The organism is Streptomyces sp. Je 1-4 4N24, from assembly GCF_026239515.1.
Taxonomy (GTDB): Bacteria; Actinomycetota; Actinomycetes; order Streptomycetales; family Streptomycetaceae; genus Streptomyces; species Streptomyces nigrescens.
In genome coordinates, this window is sequence record NZ_CP110836.1 from 3,459,962 (window position 1) to 3,476,724 (window position 16,763).

General features: G+C 69.5%; 15 protein-coding genes. 6 read left to right on the top strand and 9 right to left on the bottom strand.

The window, feature by feature from the left end; translation table 11 throughout:
- Positions 1-588: 588 nt before the first annotated feature.
- Positions 589-2,313, bottom strand: a complete 1,725-nt coding sequence (locus SLV14N_RS14780; protein WP_263269590.1) for a glycoside hydrolase family 20 protein — start codon at positions 2,311-2,313, stop codon at positions 589-591.
- A 393-nt stretch (positions 2,314-2,706) separates the two neighbouring features.
- Here SLV14N_RS14780 and SLV14N_RS14785 point away from each other — a divergent pair, with 393 nt between their 5' ends.
- The 5 genes from SLV14N_RS14785 (at position 2,707) to SLV14N_RS14805 (ending at position 6,853) form a co-directional block, all read left to right on the top strand.
- Positions 2,707-3,234: a 2-oxo-4-hydroxy-4-carboxy-5-ureidoimidazoline decarboxylase gene (locus SLV14N_RS14785; RefSeq protein WP_263273155.1), complete on the top strand. Its 528-nt coding sequence runs from the start codon at positions 2,707-2,709 to the stop codon at positions 3,232-3,234.
- A 204-nt stretch (positions 3,235-3,438) separates the two neighbouring features.
- Positions 3,439-3,819, top strand: a complete 381-nt coding sequence (gene sdhC / locus SLV14N_RS14790) for a succinate dehydrogenase, cytochrome b556 subunit (protein ID WP_026169539.1) — start codon at positions 3,439-3,441, stop codon at positions 3,817-3,819.
- 6 nt (positions 3,820-3,825) lie between these two features.
- Complete coding sequence (locus SLV14N_RS14795; protein WP_018089153.1) at positions 3,826-4,305, top strand: succinate dehydrogenase hydrophobic membrane anchor subunit; 480 nt, start codon at positions 3,826-3,828, stop codon at positions 4,303-4,305.
- Between the two features lie 20 nt (positions 4,306-4,325).
- Positions 4,326-6,080: a succinate dehydrogenase flavoprotein subunit gene (gene sdhA, locus SLV14N_RS14800; protein WP_208681311.1), complete on the top strand. Its 1,755-nt coding sequence runs from the start codon at positions 4,326-4,328 to the stop codon at positions 6,078-6,080.
- Positions 6,080-6,853 (top strand): succinate dehydrogenase iron-sulfur subunit, encoded by a 774-nt coding sequence (locus tag SLV14N_RS14805; protein WP_093637218.1) that lies wholly within the window; start codon positions 6,080-6,082, stop codon positions 6,851-6,853. Before sdhA ends, SLV14N_RS14805 begins: the two co-directional genes overlap by 1 nt.
- Before the next feature lie 52 nt (positions 6,854-6,905).
- Here SLV14N_RS14805 and SLV14N_RS14810 read toward each other — a convergent pair whose 3' ends face one another.
- The 7 genes from SLV14N_RS14810 to SLV14N_RS14840 all read right to left on the bottom strand — a co-directional run bounded on the left by SLV14N_RS14810 (position 6,906) and on the right by SLV14N_RS14840 (position 14,032).
- Positions 6,906-7,865 (bottom strand): hypothetical protein, encoded by a 960-nt coding sequence (locus tag SLV14N_RS14810; protein WP_263269596.1) that lies wholly within the window; start codon positions 7,863-7,865, stop codon positions 6,906-6,908.
- A gap of 409 nt (positions 7,866-8,274) precedes the next feature.
- Positions 8,275-8,781, bottom strand: a complete 507-nt coding sequence (locus SLV14N_RS14815; RefSeq protein WP_263269598.1) for an FBP domain-containing protein — start codon at positions 8,779-8,781, stop codon at positions 8,275-8,277.
- A gap of 281 nt (positions 8,782-9,062) precedes the next feature.
- On the bottom strand, positions 9,063-10,205 hold the full coding sequence (locus SLV14N_RS14820) for a S8 family serine peptidase (RefSeq protein ID WP_263269600.1): 1,143 nt from the start codon (positions 10,203-10,205) through the stop codon (positions 9,063-9,065).
- Positions 10,206-10,351: 146 nt separating this feature from the next.
- A complete protein-coding gene (locus SLV14N_RS14825) occupies positions 10,352-11,779 on the bottom strand; it encodes a hypothetical protein (protein ID WP_263269602.1) in 1,428 nt (475 codons plus the stop codon).
- A 69-nt stretch (positions 11,780-11,848) separates the two neighbouring features.
- Positions 11,849-12,160: a hypothetical protein gene (locus tag SLV14N_RS14830; RefSeq protein WP_208681315.1), complete on the bottom strand. Its 312-nt coding sequence runs from the start codon at positions 12,158-12,160 to the stop codon at positions 11,849-11,851.
- 216 nt (positions 12,161-12,376) lie between these two features.
- Positions 12,377-13,717, bottom strand: a complete 1,341-nt coding sequence (locus SLV14N_RS14835; RefSeq protein ID WP_263269604.1) for a metallophosphoesterase — start codon at positions 13,715-13,717, stop codon at positions 12,377-12,379.
- Between the two features lie 24 nt (positions 13,718-13,741).
- A complete protein-coding gene (locus SLV14N_RS14840) occupies positions 13,742-14,032 on the bottom strand; it encodes an SCO4848 family membrane protein (protein WP_208681317.1) in 291 nt (96 codons plus the stop codon).
- Between the two features lie 10 nt (positions 14,033-14,042).
- Between SLV14N_RS14840 and SLV14N_RS14845 the strand changes: the two genes are divergently transcribed.
- Positions 14,043-15,476, top strand: a complete 1,434-nt coding sequence (locus tag SLV14N_RS14845) for a D-alanyl-D-alanine carboxypeptidase family protein (RefSeq protein ID WP_263269606.1) — start codon at positions 14,043-14,045, stop codon at positions 15,474-15,476.
- Between the two features lie 43 nt (positions 15,477-15,519).
- Here the strand turns inward: SLV14N_RS14845 and SLV14N_RS14850 are convergent, their stop codons facing one another.
- On the bottom strand, positions 15,520-16,557 hold the full coding sequence (locus SLV14N_RS14850; RefSeq protein WP_263269608.1) for a YihY/virulence factor BrkB family protein: 1,038 nt from the start codon (positions 16,555-16,557) through the stop codon (positions 15,520-15,522).
- Positions 16,558-16,763 lie beyond the last annotated feature (206 nt).

Sequence of the window (16,763 nt, forward strand, 5' to 3'; positions counted from 1 at the left end):
TCGCACGCGGAATGTCCGCCGCCCGGTCCTTGCTGCATCGTCGCTTCACCCGGCCACGTCACCGGCCCGGCCCCGCCGGCGGCGTCGGAGCTGTGCCGGCTACCGCCCGCCGCCGGCCACGGTCGGCCGGAAACCCCCGGTAACCGGGATGTTCCTGCTGACCGTAACCCGTGAGCCGCCGCGCCCCGTACTCGGGAGGGGCGCACCGCCCGCTCCGGCGGGGCCCGGAGCGCGGGAGCACACAGCGGCCAGCGCACCGGTGAAGTGCGCGCTCGAACCCATCTGGAACCCCCGGCAAGGTCGGCTTTTGCGGCCGCGGCAAGCGGCGTGAACAGTGCGCCCACCGGCGCGGATCCGCACGTTACGGGCCTGATCGGGCCCGCGTCCAGACCACTAGCCGTACCCCTGCCCGTACCCCGTGTGACGCTTTCGCGGCGTCTGGCGCTGTACCGGATAGGGGGCCTTCACCGGCCCTTCGCGAACGACGGCCGGGGCCTCTCCTGTGGGGGGTGGCGGCCCCGGCCGTCCTCGTTCGCTCACCCGGTTCTCTCACCGGGTTCTCTCACCCGTTTCTTACCGGGCCTGCTCTCACACCCGGTTGGCCAGCGCCTTGAAGCCCGTCCAGGACAGGGCGGGCGTCCGCGGGTCCCAGGTCTTCTGCGCCAGCGCCGCCAGCGGCAGCCGGATACCGGCCGCCACCTGCGGGGCGGTCTGCGCCTGTGCCCGGTCGCACCAGATCGCGAAGCGCGCCCCGGGGATCCGGTCCGGACCGGTCATGCTCGCGGGCACCGCCACCGCCCCGGTGCCGCGGATCACCAGCGGGGTCCAGCTCTCGTAGATCCGCTGGCCGGTCGGGTAGACGAACTGGTTGGGCTCGCCGAGCACGTAGTAGAGGTACTCGTCGTTGAAGTTCATGACGTTGCGGCCCTCGCGCAGGAATCCCGAGGGGTCACGGTGCCCGGCCTCCTTGCCGGTCCAGTAGTCGACCATCCGGTTCTTGTCGGCGGACACCCGCGGGCTGGAGAAGAATCCGTCGTTCCAGGCCTCGATCCGGTTCTTGCCCTTCGCCTCCACGGTCTTCTGCCGGTCGTTGAGCCAGCCGGTCGCCAGGTCCTCGAGGGTGCCGTTGGGTCCGTACTTCTGCCGTGCGGCCCGGGTGAGCTGCGGATACGTGGTCGACGGGGTGGACGACAGCAGGGCCTGGTACTCATCGCCGCCCAGGTGCCAGTAGGCGGGCGCGCCCTTGGGGTTGGTGAACAGCTCGCTCATTTCCTTCAGCAGCGAGTCGATCAGCGGGGCCGCCTTGGGGTTGGAGATATCGATCGCACCGGGGACCACGCTGCCCGATGCGCGGCGCAGCAGCAGGTCGGGATGGGACTTGAGCACGGCGCCCAGGTGGCCCGGTGAGTCGAGTTCCGGGATGACGGAGATGTGCAGACTGCGCGCGAGCGCGATGATCTGGCGGATCTGGGCCTTGGTGAGATGGTCGGCGGAGACGACCTCGGGGTGGGTGTCGCTCTGGATGCGGAAGCCCTGGTCGTCGGAGAAGTGCAGCTGGAACTGGTTGAGCTTGAGGTCGGCGATCTCCCTGAGCCGGGCCTCGATCCAGTCCTGGGTGAAGGGCTTACGGGCGTTGTCCAGTGACATACCGCGCTGCGGACGGCCCGGACGGTCCTGGATGGTGCCCTCGGGAAGCCCGCCGGCGGCGCGCACCGCCTGCTTGACGGTGCGGGTGCCGTAGAAAATTCCGGCGTCGGTGGGGGCCGTGAGAGTGAGCCGGGTGCCCTCGGCGGTGAGCGTGTAGGCCTCGTCGGCGGCGCCCTGGACGGGCACATTGTTCGCCTGGTCCGCACCGTTCTTGCCCGTCAGCTTCACCTCGATGTCGCCGGGCCGTACGGTCTGGTCGCCGTAGACGACGGTCAGCCCGCCGAGGTCGCGGGCCATCCGCTGGGCCTCGTCGGCGACATTGCTCTTCTCGCCGGCCGGTACGACCACCCGGGCCCCCTCGGTGGGCCGCCAGCCGGGGCCGTCGGCCCGGCGGAAGTCGCGGACGGCGGGGATGACCTGCGGCGTCCCGGTCACCGGCGCCCAGGTCGGGGTGGCGGCGGAGGTGGGGTTCATCTTGGCGCTGGTGCTCCCGGGCGGCTCGGTGTCCGCGGCGTCGGAGCAGCCGGCGAGCAGCAGGGCACCGGCGAGCGCCGCGGCCGGCAGCGCGGACCGGGCCGCCGGGCCCTTGCCCGTCATCGGCCTCGTGACGGGGCGCGGGGAGGCCGAGGGCCGCGGGGCGCGCGGCGGCCGCATCGGGTTCGACATCGTGCAATCCTCACTTTTCGGGGCGAAGGCATTGCCAGGTGTGCGGAGCCGGTCGTCCAGGGAAGGCGCGAAAGCTCTCCCATCCGGGTGAAATTCGCGCATCCGTCGGACAGTGGTCGCCAAGCGTCGTTAGCGTGGCGTCTCCTTCGTCACCCCCTTCAGGGCTCTCCCGGAACCTCCGGATACCGCCGGGGTGTCGTCGCACACGCACCACCGCCATACCCGCCGCCGCGTCGTCCGCGTCCCGGCTTCGGTCCGCTTCTCCCCCAGCTTCCTTCAGTCGTCCGTCCCGCACCTGTCGAACCGACCTATTCGCATCCGTCCGAGGAGCCCACGCTGTCCGGTGACACCCCGGCCGCCCGGCCGACGACGCTGCAGCCCCCGCGGCGCGGCATATCTTCGCGGGTCCGCGGCGCCGCGCTACCGCACCCCCGCGCCGAGGGCCTCGGGCTCGCCCGCTTCAACGCCCTCACCAGGGAAGACGTCCTGGCCGTGCTCCTGAGCTGCTGCGGCAGCCGCCGCTGGGCCGAGCGGGTCGCCGCGCACCGCCCGTACCCGGACCGGGAGTCCCTGCTCGCCGCCGCCGACGAGGCCTGTTACGACCTGACCGCGGCCGAGCTGGACGAGGCGCTCGCCGAGGAGTCGTTCTCCTCCCAGCCGCTCGTCGGCGCCCGCGGCCCCGGCACCCTGGCCGCCCACACCGCGCTGCGCGCCGCGCACGCCGAGTACGAGCGGCGCTTCCGCCATGTCTTCGTGATCTGCCTGGACGGCTATCGCGACGAGGAGCTGCTCGACCAGGTGCTGTCCGGGATCCGCACCCGGCTGGGCCATGAACCGGACGAGGAGCGGGCGGTCGCCGCGGACGAACTGCGCAGGCTGACCCGCGGACGGCTGACCCGGCTCACGACCTCCGGCCCGTGACGGATCGCGGCATGTGACCTGGAACATTCCGGTTCGTGCTTGTGTGATAGCCCGTTGGTGCCTGTTTGATCACACCTAAGGACCCCGGCGCAAGGAACCGACAACACGTCGCTACGATGGCCAGGGCCGGTGGACCGTACCCGGCCGGGCCCGACCGACAGAGAAGCCGGCTGGCCCCAATCCCCGCTCCCGGAGGGTTTTTCCGTGCCGGCTGGAACGCTGTACCGCGGCCGGGAAGGCATGTGGTCCTGGGTGGCTCATCGAGTCACCGGCGTCCTCATCTTCTTCTTCCTGTTCGTTCACGTCCTCGACACCGCACTCGTACGCGTCTCCCCCGAGGCGTACGACGACGTCGTTGCGACCTACAAGACGCCGATCGTCAACGTGATGGAGTACGGCCTCGTGGCCGCCATCCTCTTCCACGCGCTCAACGGCCTCCGGGTCATCGCCGTGGACTTCTGGTCGAAGGGCCCGAAGTACCAAAAGCAGCTGCTGTGGACCGTTGTCGGTATCTGGGCCGTACTGATGGCCGGTGCCTTCTACCCCGTGCTGCAGCACACCCTGCGCACGCTGTTCGGGAGCTGACGCGAGATGTCTGCTGAAACCACCTCCGCAGGGGCCCCCGCGGCGGACAACGTCACGCTCTACGACGTGGACAACCCCGCTCCGGTCATCGAGCCGCCGCGCAAGCGCACCGGCAAGACCCCGAAGTCGACCCGTACGAACTTCGAGCTGTACGGCTGGCTGTTCATGCGGCTGTCCGGCATCGTGCTGGTCGTCCTGGTCCTGGGCCACCTGCTGATCCAGCTGGTCCTCGACGGCGGCGTCTCCAAGATCGGCTTCGCGTTCGTGGCCGGCCGCTGGGCCTCGCCCTTCTGGCAGGTCTGGGACCTGCTGATGCTGTGGCTGGCCATGCTGCACGGCGCCAACGGCCTGCGTACGGTCATCAACGACTACGCGCAGCGGGACAACACCCGCTTCTGGCTGAAGATGCTGCTGTACACCGCGACGGTGTTCACCGTCCTTCTGGGCACGCTGGTGATCTTCACCTTCGACCCGAACATCTCCTGAAGCCGGGGCTGACTGGAACCATGAAGATCCACAAGTACGACACCGTCATCGTCGGCGCCGGCGGCGCGGGCATGCGCGCGGCCATCGAGTCGACGAAGCGCAGCCGCACCGCGGTCCTGACGAAGCTCTACCCGACCCGCTCCCACACCGGCGCCGCCCAGGGCGGTATGGCCGCGGCCCTCGCGAACGTCGAGGAAGACAACTGGGAGTGGCACACCTTCGACACGATCAAGGGTGGCGACTACCTGGTCGACCAGGACGCCGCCGAGATCCTCGCGAAGGAGGCCATCGACTCGGTCCTCGACCTGGAGAAGATGGGCCTGCCGTTCAACCGCACGCCGGACGGCACGATCGACCAGCGCCGCTTCGGCGGTCACTCCCGTAACCACGGTGAGGCCCCGGTCCGCCGGTCCTGCTACGCCTCGGACCGCACCGGCCACATGATCCTCCAGACGCTGTACCAGAACTGCGTCAAGGAGGGCGTGGAGTTCTTCAACGAGTTCTACGTGCTCGACCTGCTGCTCCAGGACGTCGACGGCGTCAAGAAGTCCGCGGGCGTCGTCGCGTACGAGCTGGCCACCGGCGAGATCCACGTCTTCCAGGCGAAGGCGATCATCTTCGCGTCCGGCGGCACCGGCAAGTTCTTCAAGGTGACCTCCAACGCGCACACCCTGACCGGTGACGGCCAGGCCGCGGCCTACCGCCGCGGGCTGCCGCTGGAGGACATGGAGTTCTTCCAGTTCCACCCGACGGGCATCTGGCGCATGGGCATCCTCCTGACCGAGGGTGCGCGCGGCGAGGGCGGCATCCTTCGCAACAAGGACGGCGAGCGCTTCATGGAGAAGTACGCGCCCGTCATGAAGGACCTCGCCTCGCGTGACGTCGTCTCGCGCTCCATCTACACGGAGATCCGCGAGGGCCGCGGCTGCGGTCCCGAGGGCGACCACGTCTTCCTGGACCTGACCCACCTGCCGCCGGAGCAGCTGGACGCCAAGCTCCCGGACATCACCGAGTTCGCGCGGACCTACCTCGGTATCGAGCCCTACACGGACCCGATCCCGATCCAGCCGACCGCGCACTACGCCATGGGCGGCATCCCGACGAACGTCGAGGGTGAGGTCCTGGCGGACAACACCACCGTCGTCCCGGGTCTGTACGCCGCCGGCGAGGTGGCCTGTGTCTCCGTGCACGGTGCCAACCGCCTGGGCACCAACTCGCTCCTGGACATCAACGTCTTCGGGCGCCGGGCCGGCATCGCGGCGGCGGAGTACTCGGCCACCGCCGAGTTCGTCGAGCTCCCCGAGGACCCGGCGAAGCAGGTCGTCGACCAGGTCGAGCGGCTGCGCAACTCCACGGGCAGCGAGCGGATCACCGAGATCCGCAAGGAGCTCCAGGAGACCATGGACGCCAATGTGATGGTGTTCCGCACCGAGCAGACGATCAAGTCCGCGGTCGAGAAGATCGGCGAGCTGCGCGAGCGCTACCTGAACGTGTCCATCCAGGACAAGGGCAAGCGGTTCAACACCGACCTGCTGGAGGCCATCGAGCTGGGCAACCTCCTCGACCTGGCCGAGGTCATGGCCGTGTCCGCGCTGGCCCGCAAGGAGTCCCGCGGCGGCCACTACCGCGAGGACTACCCCAACCGCGACGACGTCAACTTCATGCGGCACACCATGGCGTACCGCGAGGTGGGCGCAGACGGCGTCGAGTCGATCCGCCTCGACTACAAGCCGGTCGTGCAGACCCGCTACCAGCCGATGGAGCGTAAGTACTGATGAGCACCCCGACTCTCGACAAGGACTCCGCTGCTGCGGACACGGCCGAGGCCGGCGCTTCGCACCTGATCACGGTCACCTTCCGGATCCGCCGGTTCAACCCGGAGGTCTCGGAGGACGCCAGCTGGGAGGACTTCCAGCTGCAGATCGACCCCAAGGAGCGCGTCCTGGACGCCCTCCACAAGATCAAGTGGGAGCTGGACGGGTCGCTGACCTTCCGTCGTTCCTGCGCCCACGGCATCTGCGGCTCGGACGCCATGCGCATCAACGGCCGCAACCGTCTCGCCTGCAAGACGCTGATCAAGGACATCAACCCGGAGAAGCCGATCACGGTCGAGGCCATCAAGGGCCTCACGGTGATGAAGGACCTTGTCGTCGACATGGAGCCCTTCTTCCAGGCGTACCGCGATGTGATGCCCTTCCTCATCACGACCGGCAACGAGCCGACCCGTGAGCGCCGGCAGTCCGCCGAGGACCGCGAGCGCTTCGACGACACGACGAAGTGCATCCTCTGCGCCGCCTGCACCAGCTCCTGCCCGGTGTTCTGGAACGACGGCCAGTACTTCGGCCCGGCGGCGATCGTCAACGCGCACCGCTTCATCTTCGACTCGCGTGACGAGGGCGGCGAGCAGCGGCTCGAAATCCTCAACGACAAGGACGGCGTCTGGCGCTGCCGGACGACCTTCAACTGCACGGACGCCTGCCCGCGCGGTATCGAGGTCACCAAGGCCATCCAGGAAGTCAAGCGGGCGCTGATCACCCGCCGCTTCTGAGCCCAGCGGCGATCCGGGTCCCGACCCTGCCTCCGAGGGCCTGTCCGACAGGTCAGGGTCGGAGAGGCCCTAGGGGGTGTCTCCTCGATCTCCGTGGATCAGCCTGCGGCGTCTGGTGCCGTGCATCGCAAGGCGGAGGATCGTCCCCGTACTGGGCGTACGGGGACGATCCGACAACGCCGCGAGGTGCGGTGCCAGGCGCCGCAGGCCCACGGAGATCGGGGAGACACCCCCCTAGAAGCGCCGGCACCTCCCGAAGGGCCTCGCCTCCGTACCCCCGGAGGCGGGGCCCTTCGGCATGGGCGCCCACCTTCTCCCTCGCCGGGTACACGAGCACCGGCGGCAGGGCTTCGTCCACCAGCGCCACCGGCACCCCACGGCAGAAGTACGACGGGACGAACACCAGCCCCCGCCCTTCCAGGTACAGGTCCCGCTCCACCGGATAGCCGACCTCCAGCACCGGCGGCCGCCAGCGCATCACCGGCCCGAACGTCCGCAGCATCGCCTCCGCCCCGGACTGCGCCAAAGCATGCCTGCGCAACGCCCGGTCGATGCCGACGCGTTCGGCGATCCGCGGCCAGCTCGGCGCCACCGCCCGGTGGTGGTACATCCGCAGACTGCGCGCCAGATGGCGCAAGGCGGCCGGCTCACCGTCCGCGATCCCGCGCGACCAGCCCGGCAGCGCCCGGTGCCCCGACAGCAGCACCAGCTCGGACCGCAGCCGCCGGCGCGGGGTGCTCATCACGGCCTCCAGCCCCGGCTCGACCCCGTCCAGGCCCGCGAACGGCGTGAGGAAGTCCGGGAAGTAGCCGTGCCGTGGCACCAGCGGCAGCAGGGTCCGCAGCGGCCCCGGCCCGTGCCGTACGGCATGCTGCCGCCAGGCGGCCAGCGCCGGTTCGGCCCGGTTCTCCCGCAGGGCGTGCAGGCTCAGCACCGTCTCCCATAACGGGTCGGCCCCTTCGGCCACCCTCGTACGCGCCAGATCCTGCGCGGTGAAGTGCACTCGCAGCACGTCGTCCCCCTGGTTCTGCGCCGCCTCCCCGAGCGGCGTGCCACGAGGATCTGTCCGGCGGGTGGACTGCCGCAACCGAAACCCGCGGGTAGCCTCCCGTCCCGCGGGAAGCCTTCCCCCGGACCGCTCGGTCCGACCGCAGCGCCCTCCCCGCCGGCGCCTCGTCCTCCGCCTGGCGCACCCGCATGACCTGCACATACGCTGCGAGCGCGGCCCGCCGCTCACTCAACTCCGCTATCTCTGGCGCAAGTTGATAACACCTGCCGTTCCACGACACCGTAGGAGAACTGGGTTGTGAGGGACGGGGAGCGCGCGGCCGACGCGGTCCGCTCAGGGCGGAGGGGGAGCGACTACCCGCTCCCCCTCCGCCCCTCGATTCCGTCGTCGCCCCGACTCCGCACCCGCGCCGCTACCGCTCCCCCTCAAGAACCTTGTCCAGGAACCCCTCCAGGTTCCGCACGGTACGCGCGATCCGCTCCTCCAGCGGCAGCGTCTCCTCATTCCGTCCGGCGAGCTGGGACCGCTTACGCCCCCGGACGTAGAGGGAACAGGCGAGGTCGGCACACAGATACGTCCCGACGGTGTTCCCCTGCCGCCCCAGCGGCCCGGCCCGGCGCGCGGCGAGCAGGCTGACGCCGGACCCGGGATGCCCGGTCACACAGACCGAACACACCGTCGTCTTGGTGAAGCTCCGCCGCACCCCCTGCGGCACCCGCAACGTCACCCCGATGATCCCGTCGCCCCGCGGCGCCACCAGATAACTCCGGTCCGGCGCCCCCGGATCCCGCCACCCCAAGAAGTCCAGGTCATGCCAGGGGAGTTCGCCCATCCCCACGGGCAGATGGATCCTGCTCGCCTCCCCCTTCGAGCAGTTGACGAACGAGGCACGTATTGCTTTTTCACCTACGGGGTCCATGGGGTGGGAAGGTAACAGCGGGCCCGGAACGGTGTCGCCCGATTTTTTGCCGCCCTGCAAGGTCGAGAGCGCCACCCCACCGGCACGGCACCCGGCACGGCCCCGCTACCGTTTCCGCCTCGACCTCACGCCCCGGCTTCACCATCCACGACCGGGTCGTCCCGTGGCCTTCTCCCTTCGCACGAACGACAGGTACGGGTACGGAACGAGCCGTGTCCGGTATGCATCCGGACACGGCTCGTTGTGCGGTCCATCCCCGCAGGGGGTGGACCAGGCTGCGCTCAGCCCCAGGCCTGGGGACCAGGGTTCTTGCGGCGGCGGGCGGCGAACACGACGGCGATGATGATGCCAAGGACGAGGAGCACGCCGAGCCCGATACCGCCGTAGAGCATGAGCGCCTGCTTGCCGCCCATGGGCGGGTCGGCGTCCTGCGCGCCGGCGTCCAGCTGCGATGACGCCTTGCCCTTCGGCATCGGCAGCGGGCCCTCCTTGGCGCCTGCGGGGATGTCCTTCCGCAGGGCGGGGCCGGGCTGGATGAAGCCGTAGCCGTAGTGCGCGTCCGGGAGCTTGAGGCCCTTCTGGTCCTGGGGCAGGCCGGCCGTCTTCACCAGACGGTTGGCGATCTGGCCGGGTGTGAGGTTGGGGTACTTCTCCTTGAGGAGGGCGGCTGCGGCGGAGACGTAGGCGGTCGAACCCGAGTTGCCGTTCTCAGTGTGGTAGCTCGAGTCGCTCTTGCCCGTCGCGGCCGGGACCTTCACCCCAGGCGCGAGCAGATCCATATCGGAGTTGTAGTTGTTGAACTCTGCCGATTTGCCGTATTGATCGACCGCACCGACACCGATCACACCTGGGCAGCCCACCGGATAGTTCTTCTCGGTCGCAGATTCGTTGCCCATACCGGCTACCACCACGGCGCCCTTTGAAATGGCGTAGTGGATGGATTCGCAGGTGTCAGCCGAACGCCCCTCGGTGTAGGACATATTGATGACGTCAGCGCCATGGTCCGCGGCCCAGCGAGTGGCCAACCCAGAGTTCTTGTACTCCGGCACGGGAAGGATCTTGGCGTCGGGTGCCAGCCCCTTGACGCCCTCGGAGCCCCCCGGACCGTGGCCGTGGCCCGCGATGATCGCCGCCATGCCGGTACCGTGGTCGAGGACGTTCTCACCCGGCTTGAGGTCTTTGGCCCCCGCCTCCTGAGTCGCCTTCCCGAAATCCGGCCCGGGAAGGAACTGGCCCTTCAGATCTTGATGGGTCTGCCGAAAACCGGTGTCGAGCACAGCCACCGTCACGCCCTTACCGGTGGCCTCCTTCCACAGCTGCTCGGCCCCGAACGCTTCCAACGGCCACAGATCCTTGCGTGTTTGATCTGCGGAGGCGGTACCACTCGCGGTGATGAGCAGCGCGCCGGTCAGCGCGGCACCCACCGTCGCGCGCAGTGTTCGGGTGACCCTCATGCTTGGCTCCTTCTCGCTGTGCTGTCCGGGCGGCAGTGTTCCATCAGAAGAGAAGCCCCGCACCCTCGGGGCGCGGGGCTACTCCTCACCAGTCGCCGAATGACGGTGCCGGTGTCCTACTCGATGACGCGGGGCGCCACATTACGTTGCGGAGTCCACGTCTCTTCGTCCTCGACCAGGTAGTCGGGGCGCTGACCAGTGGTGCGCTCCTTCTCCTTCTTGTCCTTGCCCTTGGCTCCAGCGGCACCCATGCCCGCCTGCTGGCCTCCTCGGCTGCGGTGCAGCCCCGAGCCGCCCTGCTTGGCGCCGCCGGCGGGGCCCCCCGGCTTGCCGACCATGCCGCCACGTGTACGCGCCTGTGCACCACTGCGTCCGGCCACGCCGGCCTTGCCGCCCTTGGCGCCGCCTGCCGCACCCGCGCCGCCCGGCATGCCTCCGCGCATACCTCCGGCACCAGGCGCACCGCGCCCACCGCCAGACCGCAGGGCACCCCCCGGTATACCCATGGGACCCGGCGGCATCCCGCCGCCCGGGCCTCCGCCGGGACCACCGACCACGCCATGTCCGCCACCGGAAGGGGCACCGTGGTGCCCACCGGAAGCCGAGGGCGGGGTCATGGTGCCGCCCTGCACGCTGTCGAGCCCGGTCTGGACCGGGAGGTCCGGACGGCTGACCTTGGGACCGTCGAATCCGGACGGGACCGCTCCACCGCCCGCGCCGTTGGGCTGATGCGTGGTGACCGACGACGGGTCCGGGTGGTACCTGTCGGCCGTGTCAGGCATCCGAACCGGCGGCGGATGCGGGGTGTTCGAGGGCTCCTTCGGCCAGTCGCCGTGGAGGCCGTCGTCGCCGTCCTCGACCCAGATCTTGGTGCGTCCCTTGTAGTGGTCCGCCAGCTCATCCATCACGATGACGGCCTCGACCTGGCGCTCCTTGGTCAGGGACAGCTTGTCCCGGTTGAGCTCCAGCGCCTGGCGGGCGTCCATCTTCGGGTTCGCCATGTCCCGGTGGAACTGGGCGTCGTCGCCGCTGTCGTCTTTGAAGCGGTCCCACTTACCCGGGTCATGGATCTTCGACATGGCGGTCATCGCCTGGCGGAGATTGTGGGCGAGGCCGACATGCGGGCCCGACTCACGTGAGCCGATCAACGACGCCTCAGCCTTCCGGGCATGCCGGTACGTCCTGTCGATCTTGCCGAGCACCTTGATGGCTTCCTTGCGGAACGCGTCGGCCGCCGAGCCCTCCCAGTGCGCCGTCGCGTGATCGACGGCGTCCATGAACTTCTTACGGACGCCGCCGTGTCCGTCCTGCCCGCCGAGCAGATCGGCGGACTTGCGCCAGTGGTCGCCGGCCGTCTCGAGCGTCTCCGGCTTGGCGTTCTCGATCATCTTGCGGAGCGCGTCGATGCCGTGGTGATGGAAGTCGGAAGGAGAGTGCGGGGTCAGCCGCTCGTTCTGGAACGACTTCAGCTTGTTTGCCCGGTCGCGCTGCTCTGCCTCCTTCTCCTGCTTCTCACGCATCTTTCGGCTGTCGTTCTCCTCCATGGCGCTAACCACAGCGGCCCCCGTTCATCGTCATCCCTCTCGTCCTCATCCCTACGTCGCCCTGGAAGGTCAGCCGTTCATCGAGACCTTGGTCTCGTGATCCTGGTCCTCGTAAGCACCGCGGCTCGATTCCGTCTTTTCGCCGAACTTGTGGGTGAGGTCCTGGAGTGCCTTGACGACGTCCTTCAGATACGTCTGCATGCGGTCATGGGCGTGGGAGACTTCCTCCGCTTCGCCGAAGTTGACCCCGAATGCCGACTTCGGAACGTTCGTGCCGTACTCGACGCTCTGGCCGGTTTCATTCATGTCGTGCTGAAGGTGCCGAAGCTGGCGCACGACGCCGTCCAGCTCGTCCAGATCAACCTTGAAGTGCTTGCCCATGACGTCCTCCCCGTTCCCCGCTCGTCCCCCTCACGCGCCCGCACAGCCGTCACGGTAAGGACAACGTAAAGTCAATAAATACTAGGGAGTTGCACCCCTGTGTTGCAAGATCGAAAGTCGGGATCTGTCCGATTTAGCGCAGGATTGCGCCGCACTTTGTAGAGGGGTTGTTACCTTCGCGGCGCAACCCCTCCGCATGTTGTCCGACGCAGCGATCTAAGCGCGAAGGGAAGCGAGTTCGACCACGGTGACGTCGGGTGGGGCCCCCAGCCGTACCGGTGGTCCCCACGTGCCTGCGCCGCGGGAGACGTAGAGCTGGGTGTCGCCGTAGCGTTCCAGGCCGGCGATGGTGGGGTTGGTGGCGTCGGCGATGTAGGTGAAGGGCCACATCTGGCCGCCGTGGGTGTGGCCGGAGAGCTGGAGGTCGACGTCGTAGCGGACGGAGTCGTGGATGGTGACCGGCTGGTGGGCCATCAGGACGACGGCGCGGGCGGGGTCCCGGTCACTGAGGGCCTGGTCGTAGTCGGGGCCGGCGTTTTCGGTCTGGCCCCCGACGTCGTTGATGCCGGCGAGGTCGAAGCCGGGGAGTTCGGTGCGGGCATTCTCCAGGGGGTGAATGCCCAATTCCCGTACGTGGTCGATCCATTGGTCGGCGCCGGAGTAATACTCGTGATTTCCGGTGACGAAATAGGACCCGTACCGGGATTGCAGTTCGCGCAGCGGCTCGGCCGCCGGGGCGAGGTCGGCTACGTTGCCGTCGACCAGGTCGCCGACGATGGCCACCAGGTCGGGGCGGGTGCGGTTGATGGTCTCGACGACGCGCCGGGTGTGAGCGCGGCCGAGGACCGGGCCGAGGTGGATATCGCTGACCACGGCGATCCGGAATCCGTGGGCGGCGCGCGGCAGTTTGGCCAGCGGGATCGTGACGCGCTTGATCACCGGTCCGCGGAGGGTCGTGGCGGTGCCGTATCCGACGGCGGCCGTGGCGGCGAGGGAGGCGCCGGCGGCGACAGCCCGGGCGAGGAAGAGGCGGCGGGGCGGGGTCGCGAGCGGCGGCAGGGCGGGGGTGCGGGGCGGGAGAAGCGTGGGAGCCGAGGAGGGGAAGGGGGATGGGGATGGGGATGGGGATGGGGGCAGGGTGGAATGCGGGTCGGGGGTGGGTTCCGGAGTCGGTGGTGGGGTCTGGGCGCGGGGCTCGGGCCCGTGGGCGGGGGACGACAACGGGTCCGGTTCCGTGCGCTCGCGGGCGCGTACGGCTCGCAGGCACACCGCCCGGACCACTTCGCCCACCAGCAGCGCCAGGGTGAGGTAGAGCACCAGGGCCAGCCAGAGGTAGCCGGGCCAGGCGAGGGCCTGCTGGAGGGGGAAGGGGGTGCCGGCGCGGGCGGACAGCAGGGCCGCGGGGGTGAACAGGGGGAGGACGAAGGCCGCGACGGTGCCGGTGCGGCGAAGCCGGCTCCCCGGGGTGGTGGTGTCACGGACGAGCCGGCACCACAGGTAGCGGTGCACGCCGAAGAACAGTCCGAGGACCGGGACCACGATCAGGGCGAAGATCACGGCGTCTCTCCCCGTGCCCGTGGTTCAGGAGCCGGACGAGGAGGGGGCGGAGGGCTGCTCGGGCGTACGGTCCGCGGCCTCGCGGCGCAAGGCCCGTACGCCACGGAACCCGATCACCCCGATCACCGTCCCCAAGAGAAAGGAAGCCACTGCGAGCAGCAGATGGACCCAGAAGTAGGCGGTCGGGTCACCCGCATCGTCGAAGGCGAGACCGCTCCCGTCCTTCCAGAGGTTTTTGACGAAAGTGATCCAGATGAACCAGCTCCACACCCCGAAGGCGAGCAGGAACCAGGACACGGGGCGAGAGAGCTTCATACCTCCCAGTATGGGCAGCGGCTCCATCCGGCGGTCGGCAGGGGCACTCTTCCGTGGGGTGCTGTCGGGGTCCCGGGAAAAGGCGGGTACCTTCACCGACGTGCCGACGACCTTCTGTGCTTCCACGGCTTCCTCCGACCCGACCGCCCCGAATGCTTCGGCCACGACCGGCAGTGCCGAGCGTGCGGCACGTCACGGCTTCCCCCTGCGCACCGTCGCCGCACTGGCCTCCGCCGGACTGCTGGCCACCCCGCTCCTGGCCGGCACCGCCCACGCCGACCCCAAGGAGCCCAAGGAGCCCAAGGCTCCCAAGCCGCCGGCGAAGATGTCGCAGATCGGCGGGGACCGGCTGGGGACGCCCGGCGTCCAGGTGGCCCTGAAGCCCGGCGCGCCGAAGCTGCCGGGCCCGGACACGCTGACGGCCCGTTCGTGGATCGTGTCCGACGCCGAGTCCGGCAAGGTGCTGGCCGCCAAGAACCCGCACTGGCGACTGGCACCGGCCAGCACGCTGAAGATGCTGTTCGCCGACACGGTGCTGCCGAAGTTCCCCAAGGACCAGAAACACACGGTCAAGCCCGCCGACCTCGCGGGGATGGGCGACGGCAGCAGCCTCGTCGGGATAAAGGAGAACCTGAGCTATTCGGTCCGCGACCTGTGGCTGGGGGTCTTCCTGCGGTCCGGCAACGACGCGGTGCACACGCTGTCGGCGATGAACGGCGGGACCAAGGCCACCGTCGCGCAGATGCAGCGGCACGCGAAGGAGCTCAACGCCCAGGACACGCACGTCGTGACCCCGGACGGCTATGACGCGCCGGGCCAGGTCTCCAGCGCGTACGACCTGAGCCTGTTCGCCCGGTCGGGCCTGCAGAACCCCGACTTCCGCGAGTACTGCTCGACGGCCAGTGCGCAGTTCCCCGGTGAGAAGGGCAAGGACGGCAAGCGGGCGACGTTCGGCATCCAGAATACCAACCGGCTGCTGAGCGGCGATTACGACATGAAGCCGTATCCGGGCATCGCTGGGGTGAAGAACGGCTCGACGACCAATGCGGGGTCGACCTTCACCGGTGTCGCCCAGCGCGGCGACCGCAAGCTCCTGGTCACGGTCATGAACCCGGCGAAGAAGGAGCACAACGAGGCCTACAAGGAGGCCGCCAAGCTGCTCGACTGGGGCTTCGCGGCGGCCGACAAGGTGGAGCCGGTCGGCCGGCTCGTCGGCCCCAGGAGCGAGGACGACGGCACCGGCACCGAGGGCGCCAAGGGCAAGGGCGACGGCGCGGAGCAGAGCACCCAGGCCGCGCTGGACAGCGCCAGCGGCAGGAGCGGCGTCTGGACGGCGGTGGGCCTCACCGCCGCGGCCATGGCACTGCTCGTCGTCGGGGCGTTCGCCGTGCACCGCCGCTGGCCGCTGCCGGAGCTGGTGCGGGGGCGCCGGTCCGGTAAGTGAGGTAAGTGACCGGAGGCGGAGGGGAGATGGGCCGGGGCGGGGTCTAGGCCGCCGCCCTGGGGTGCTCCGGGCCTTCCCGCTTCTCCAGGCCTTCCCGCTTCTCCGGGCCTTCCCGCTTCTCCGGCCCGTCCGGCCCCTCCGGCCCTTCCAGTTGCTCCGGCCGCTTCGGCCCGTCAGGTCCCCCCGGCCCCTCCGGCCCCTCCGGCACCTTGAGTTCGTCGTCCTCCCCGTGCCGCTCGCCGTCCGTGGCTGTCCACGAGGCGCAGTACACCAGCAGCTTCGCGGTGAAGTTGATCCACAGCAGCAGGGCGATCGGGGTGCCGAAGGCGCCGTACATGCTGCGTGAGGCGACGCCCTGGAGATAGCTGCTGAGCAGCAGCTTCAGCAGTTCGAAGCCGATGGCGCCGAGGAGGCCGGCGACCACGACGGCACGGCGCGGCGGATGGACGCCGGGGAGCCTGGTCAGTATGTAGGCGAGCAGCAGGAAGTCCGCCAGGACGGCGATGACGAAACCGGCGACGGAGAGCAGGACGCTGCCGATACCGCCCTCCGGCAGACCGATCGCCTCGGCCGCCTTGCCCACCGCGGCGGACGCGAAGGTCGAACAGGCCAGGGAGAGCACGGCGACGCCGCCCACCCCGAGCAGCAGCGCACCGTCCCGGAGCTTGCCCAGGAAGAAGTTGGTCTCCTCGTCGGGCTTCTCCCATACGGCGCGCAGACAGTCGCGCAGCGATTCGACCCAGCCGATGCCGGTGAGCAGCAGCGCGGCACCGGCGACCAGGCCGACGGTGGTCGCGTGGGCGACGAGTCCGGCGATGTCGAGCCGGTCCGAGAGGCCGGGGAGCTGCTCGGCGAGCTTGTTCTCCAGGGAGTGCAGCCGGGCGTCGCTGAGCAGCGCGGCGCCGATCGCGGCGGCGACGGTGAGCAGCGGGAAGAGCGCGACGAAGCTGGTGAAGGTGATCGCGGCGGCGAGCCTGGTCCAGTGCACCCGGAGCATGCGTTCGTAGGCGCGCCAGAGGTGTGTGGTCATCAGCCAACTGACGGCCGGTCCGATCACCGGGAGTTTGCTCAACCAGTCCATGGCATTCCCCTCGTGCCCTGTCGACCGCCGGGCCGGGCAGGATGTGGCGGCCGGCGCTCCGGCTGATCCGGAACACTAGCGTCCGGGTACCCCGGAATCGCGCGCACTCATACGTGCCGTACGGCCATCGCGGGCCGGGAATGGATTGGCCGGGCAAGGTGCCGGTGCCGCGCGGCTCCCGGGCGGGGGTCCGAGGGGCGGCAGAG

Coding starts and splice junctions, on each gene's coding strand:
- SLV14N_RS14780 (WP_263269590.1), bottom strand. CDS start 2,313: ATGTCGAACCCGATGCGGCCGCCGCGCGCCCCGCGGCCCTCGGCCTCC.
- SLV14N_RS14795 (WP_018089153.1), top strand. CDS start 3,826: ATGTCTGCTGAAACCACCTCCGCAGGGGCCCCCGCGGCGGACAACGTC.
- sdhA (WP_208681311.1), top strand. CDS start 4,326: ATGAAGATCCACAAGTACGACACCGTCATCGTCGGCGCCGGCGGCGCG.
- SLV14N_RS14805 (WP_093637218.1), top strand. CDS start 6,080: ATGAGCACCCCGACTCTCGACAAGGACTCCGCTGCTGCGGACACGGCC.
- SLV14N_RS14815 (WP_263269598.1), bottom strand. CDS start 8,781: ATGGACCCCGTAGGTGAAAAAGCAATACGTGCCTCGTTCGTCAACTGC.
- SLV14N_RS14825 (WP_263269602.1), bottom strand. CDS start 11,779: ATGGAGGAGAACGACAGCCGAAAGATGCGTGAGAAGCAGGAGAAGGAG.
- SLV14N_RS14830 (WP_208681315.1), bottom strand. CDS start 12,160: ATGGGCAAGCACTTCAAGGTTGATCTGGACGAGCTGGACGGCGTCGTG.
- SLV14N_RS14840 (WP_208681317.1), bottom strand. CDS start 14,032: ATGAAGCTCTCTCGCCCCGTGTCCTGGTTCCTGCTCGCCTTCGGGGTG.
- SLV14N_RS14845 (WP_263269606.1), top strand. CDS start 14,043: ATGGGCAGCGGCTCCATCCGGCGGTCGGCAGGGGCACTCTTCCGTGGG.
- SLV14N_RS14850 (WP_263269608.1), bottom strand. CDS start 16,557: ATGGACTGGTTGAGCAAACTCCCGGTGATCGGACCGGCCGTCAGTTGG.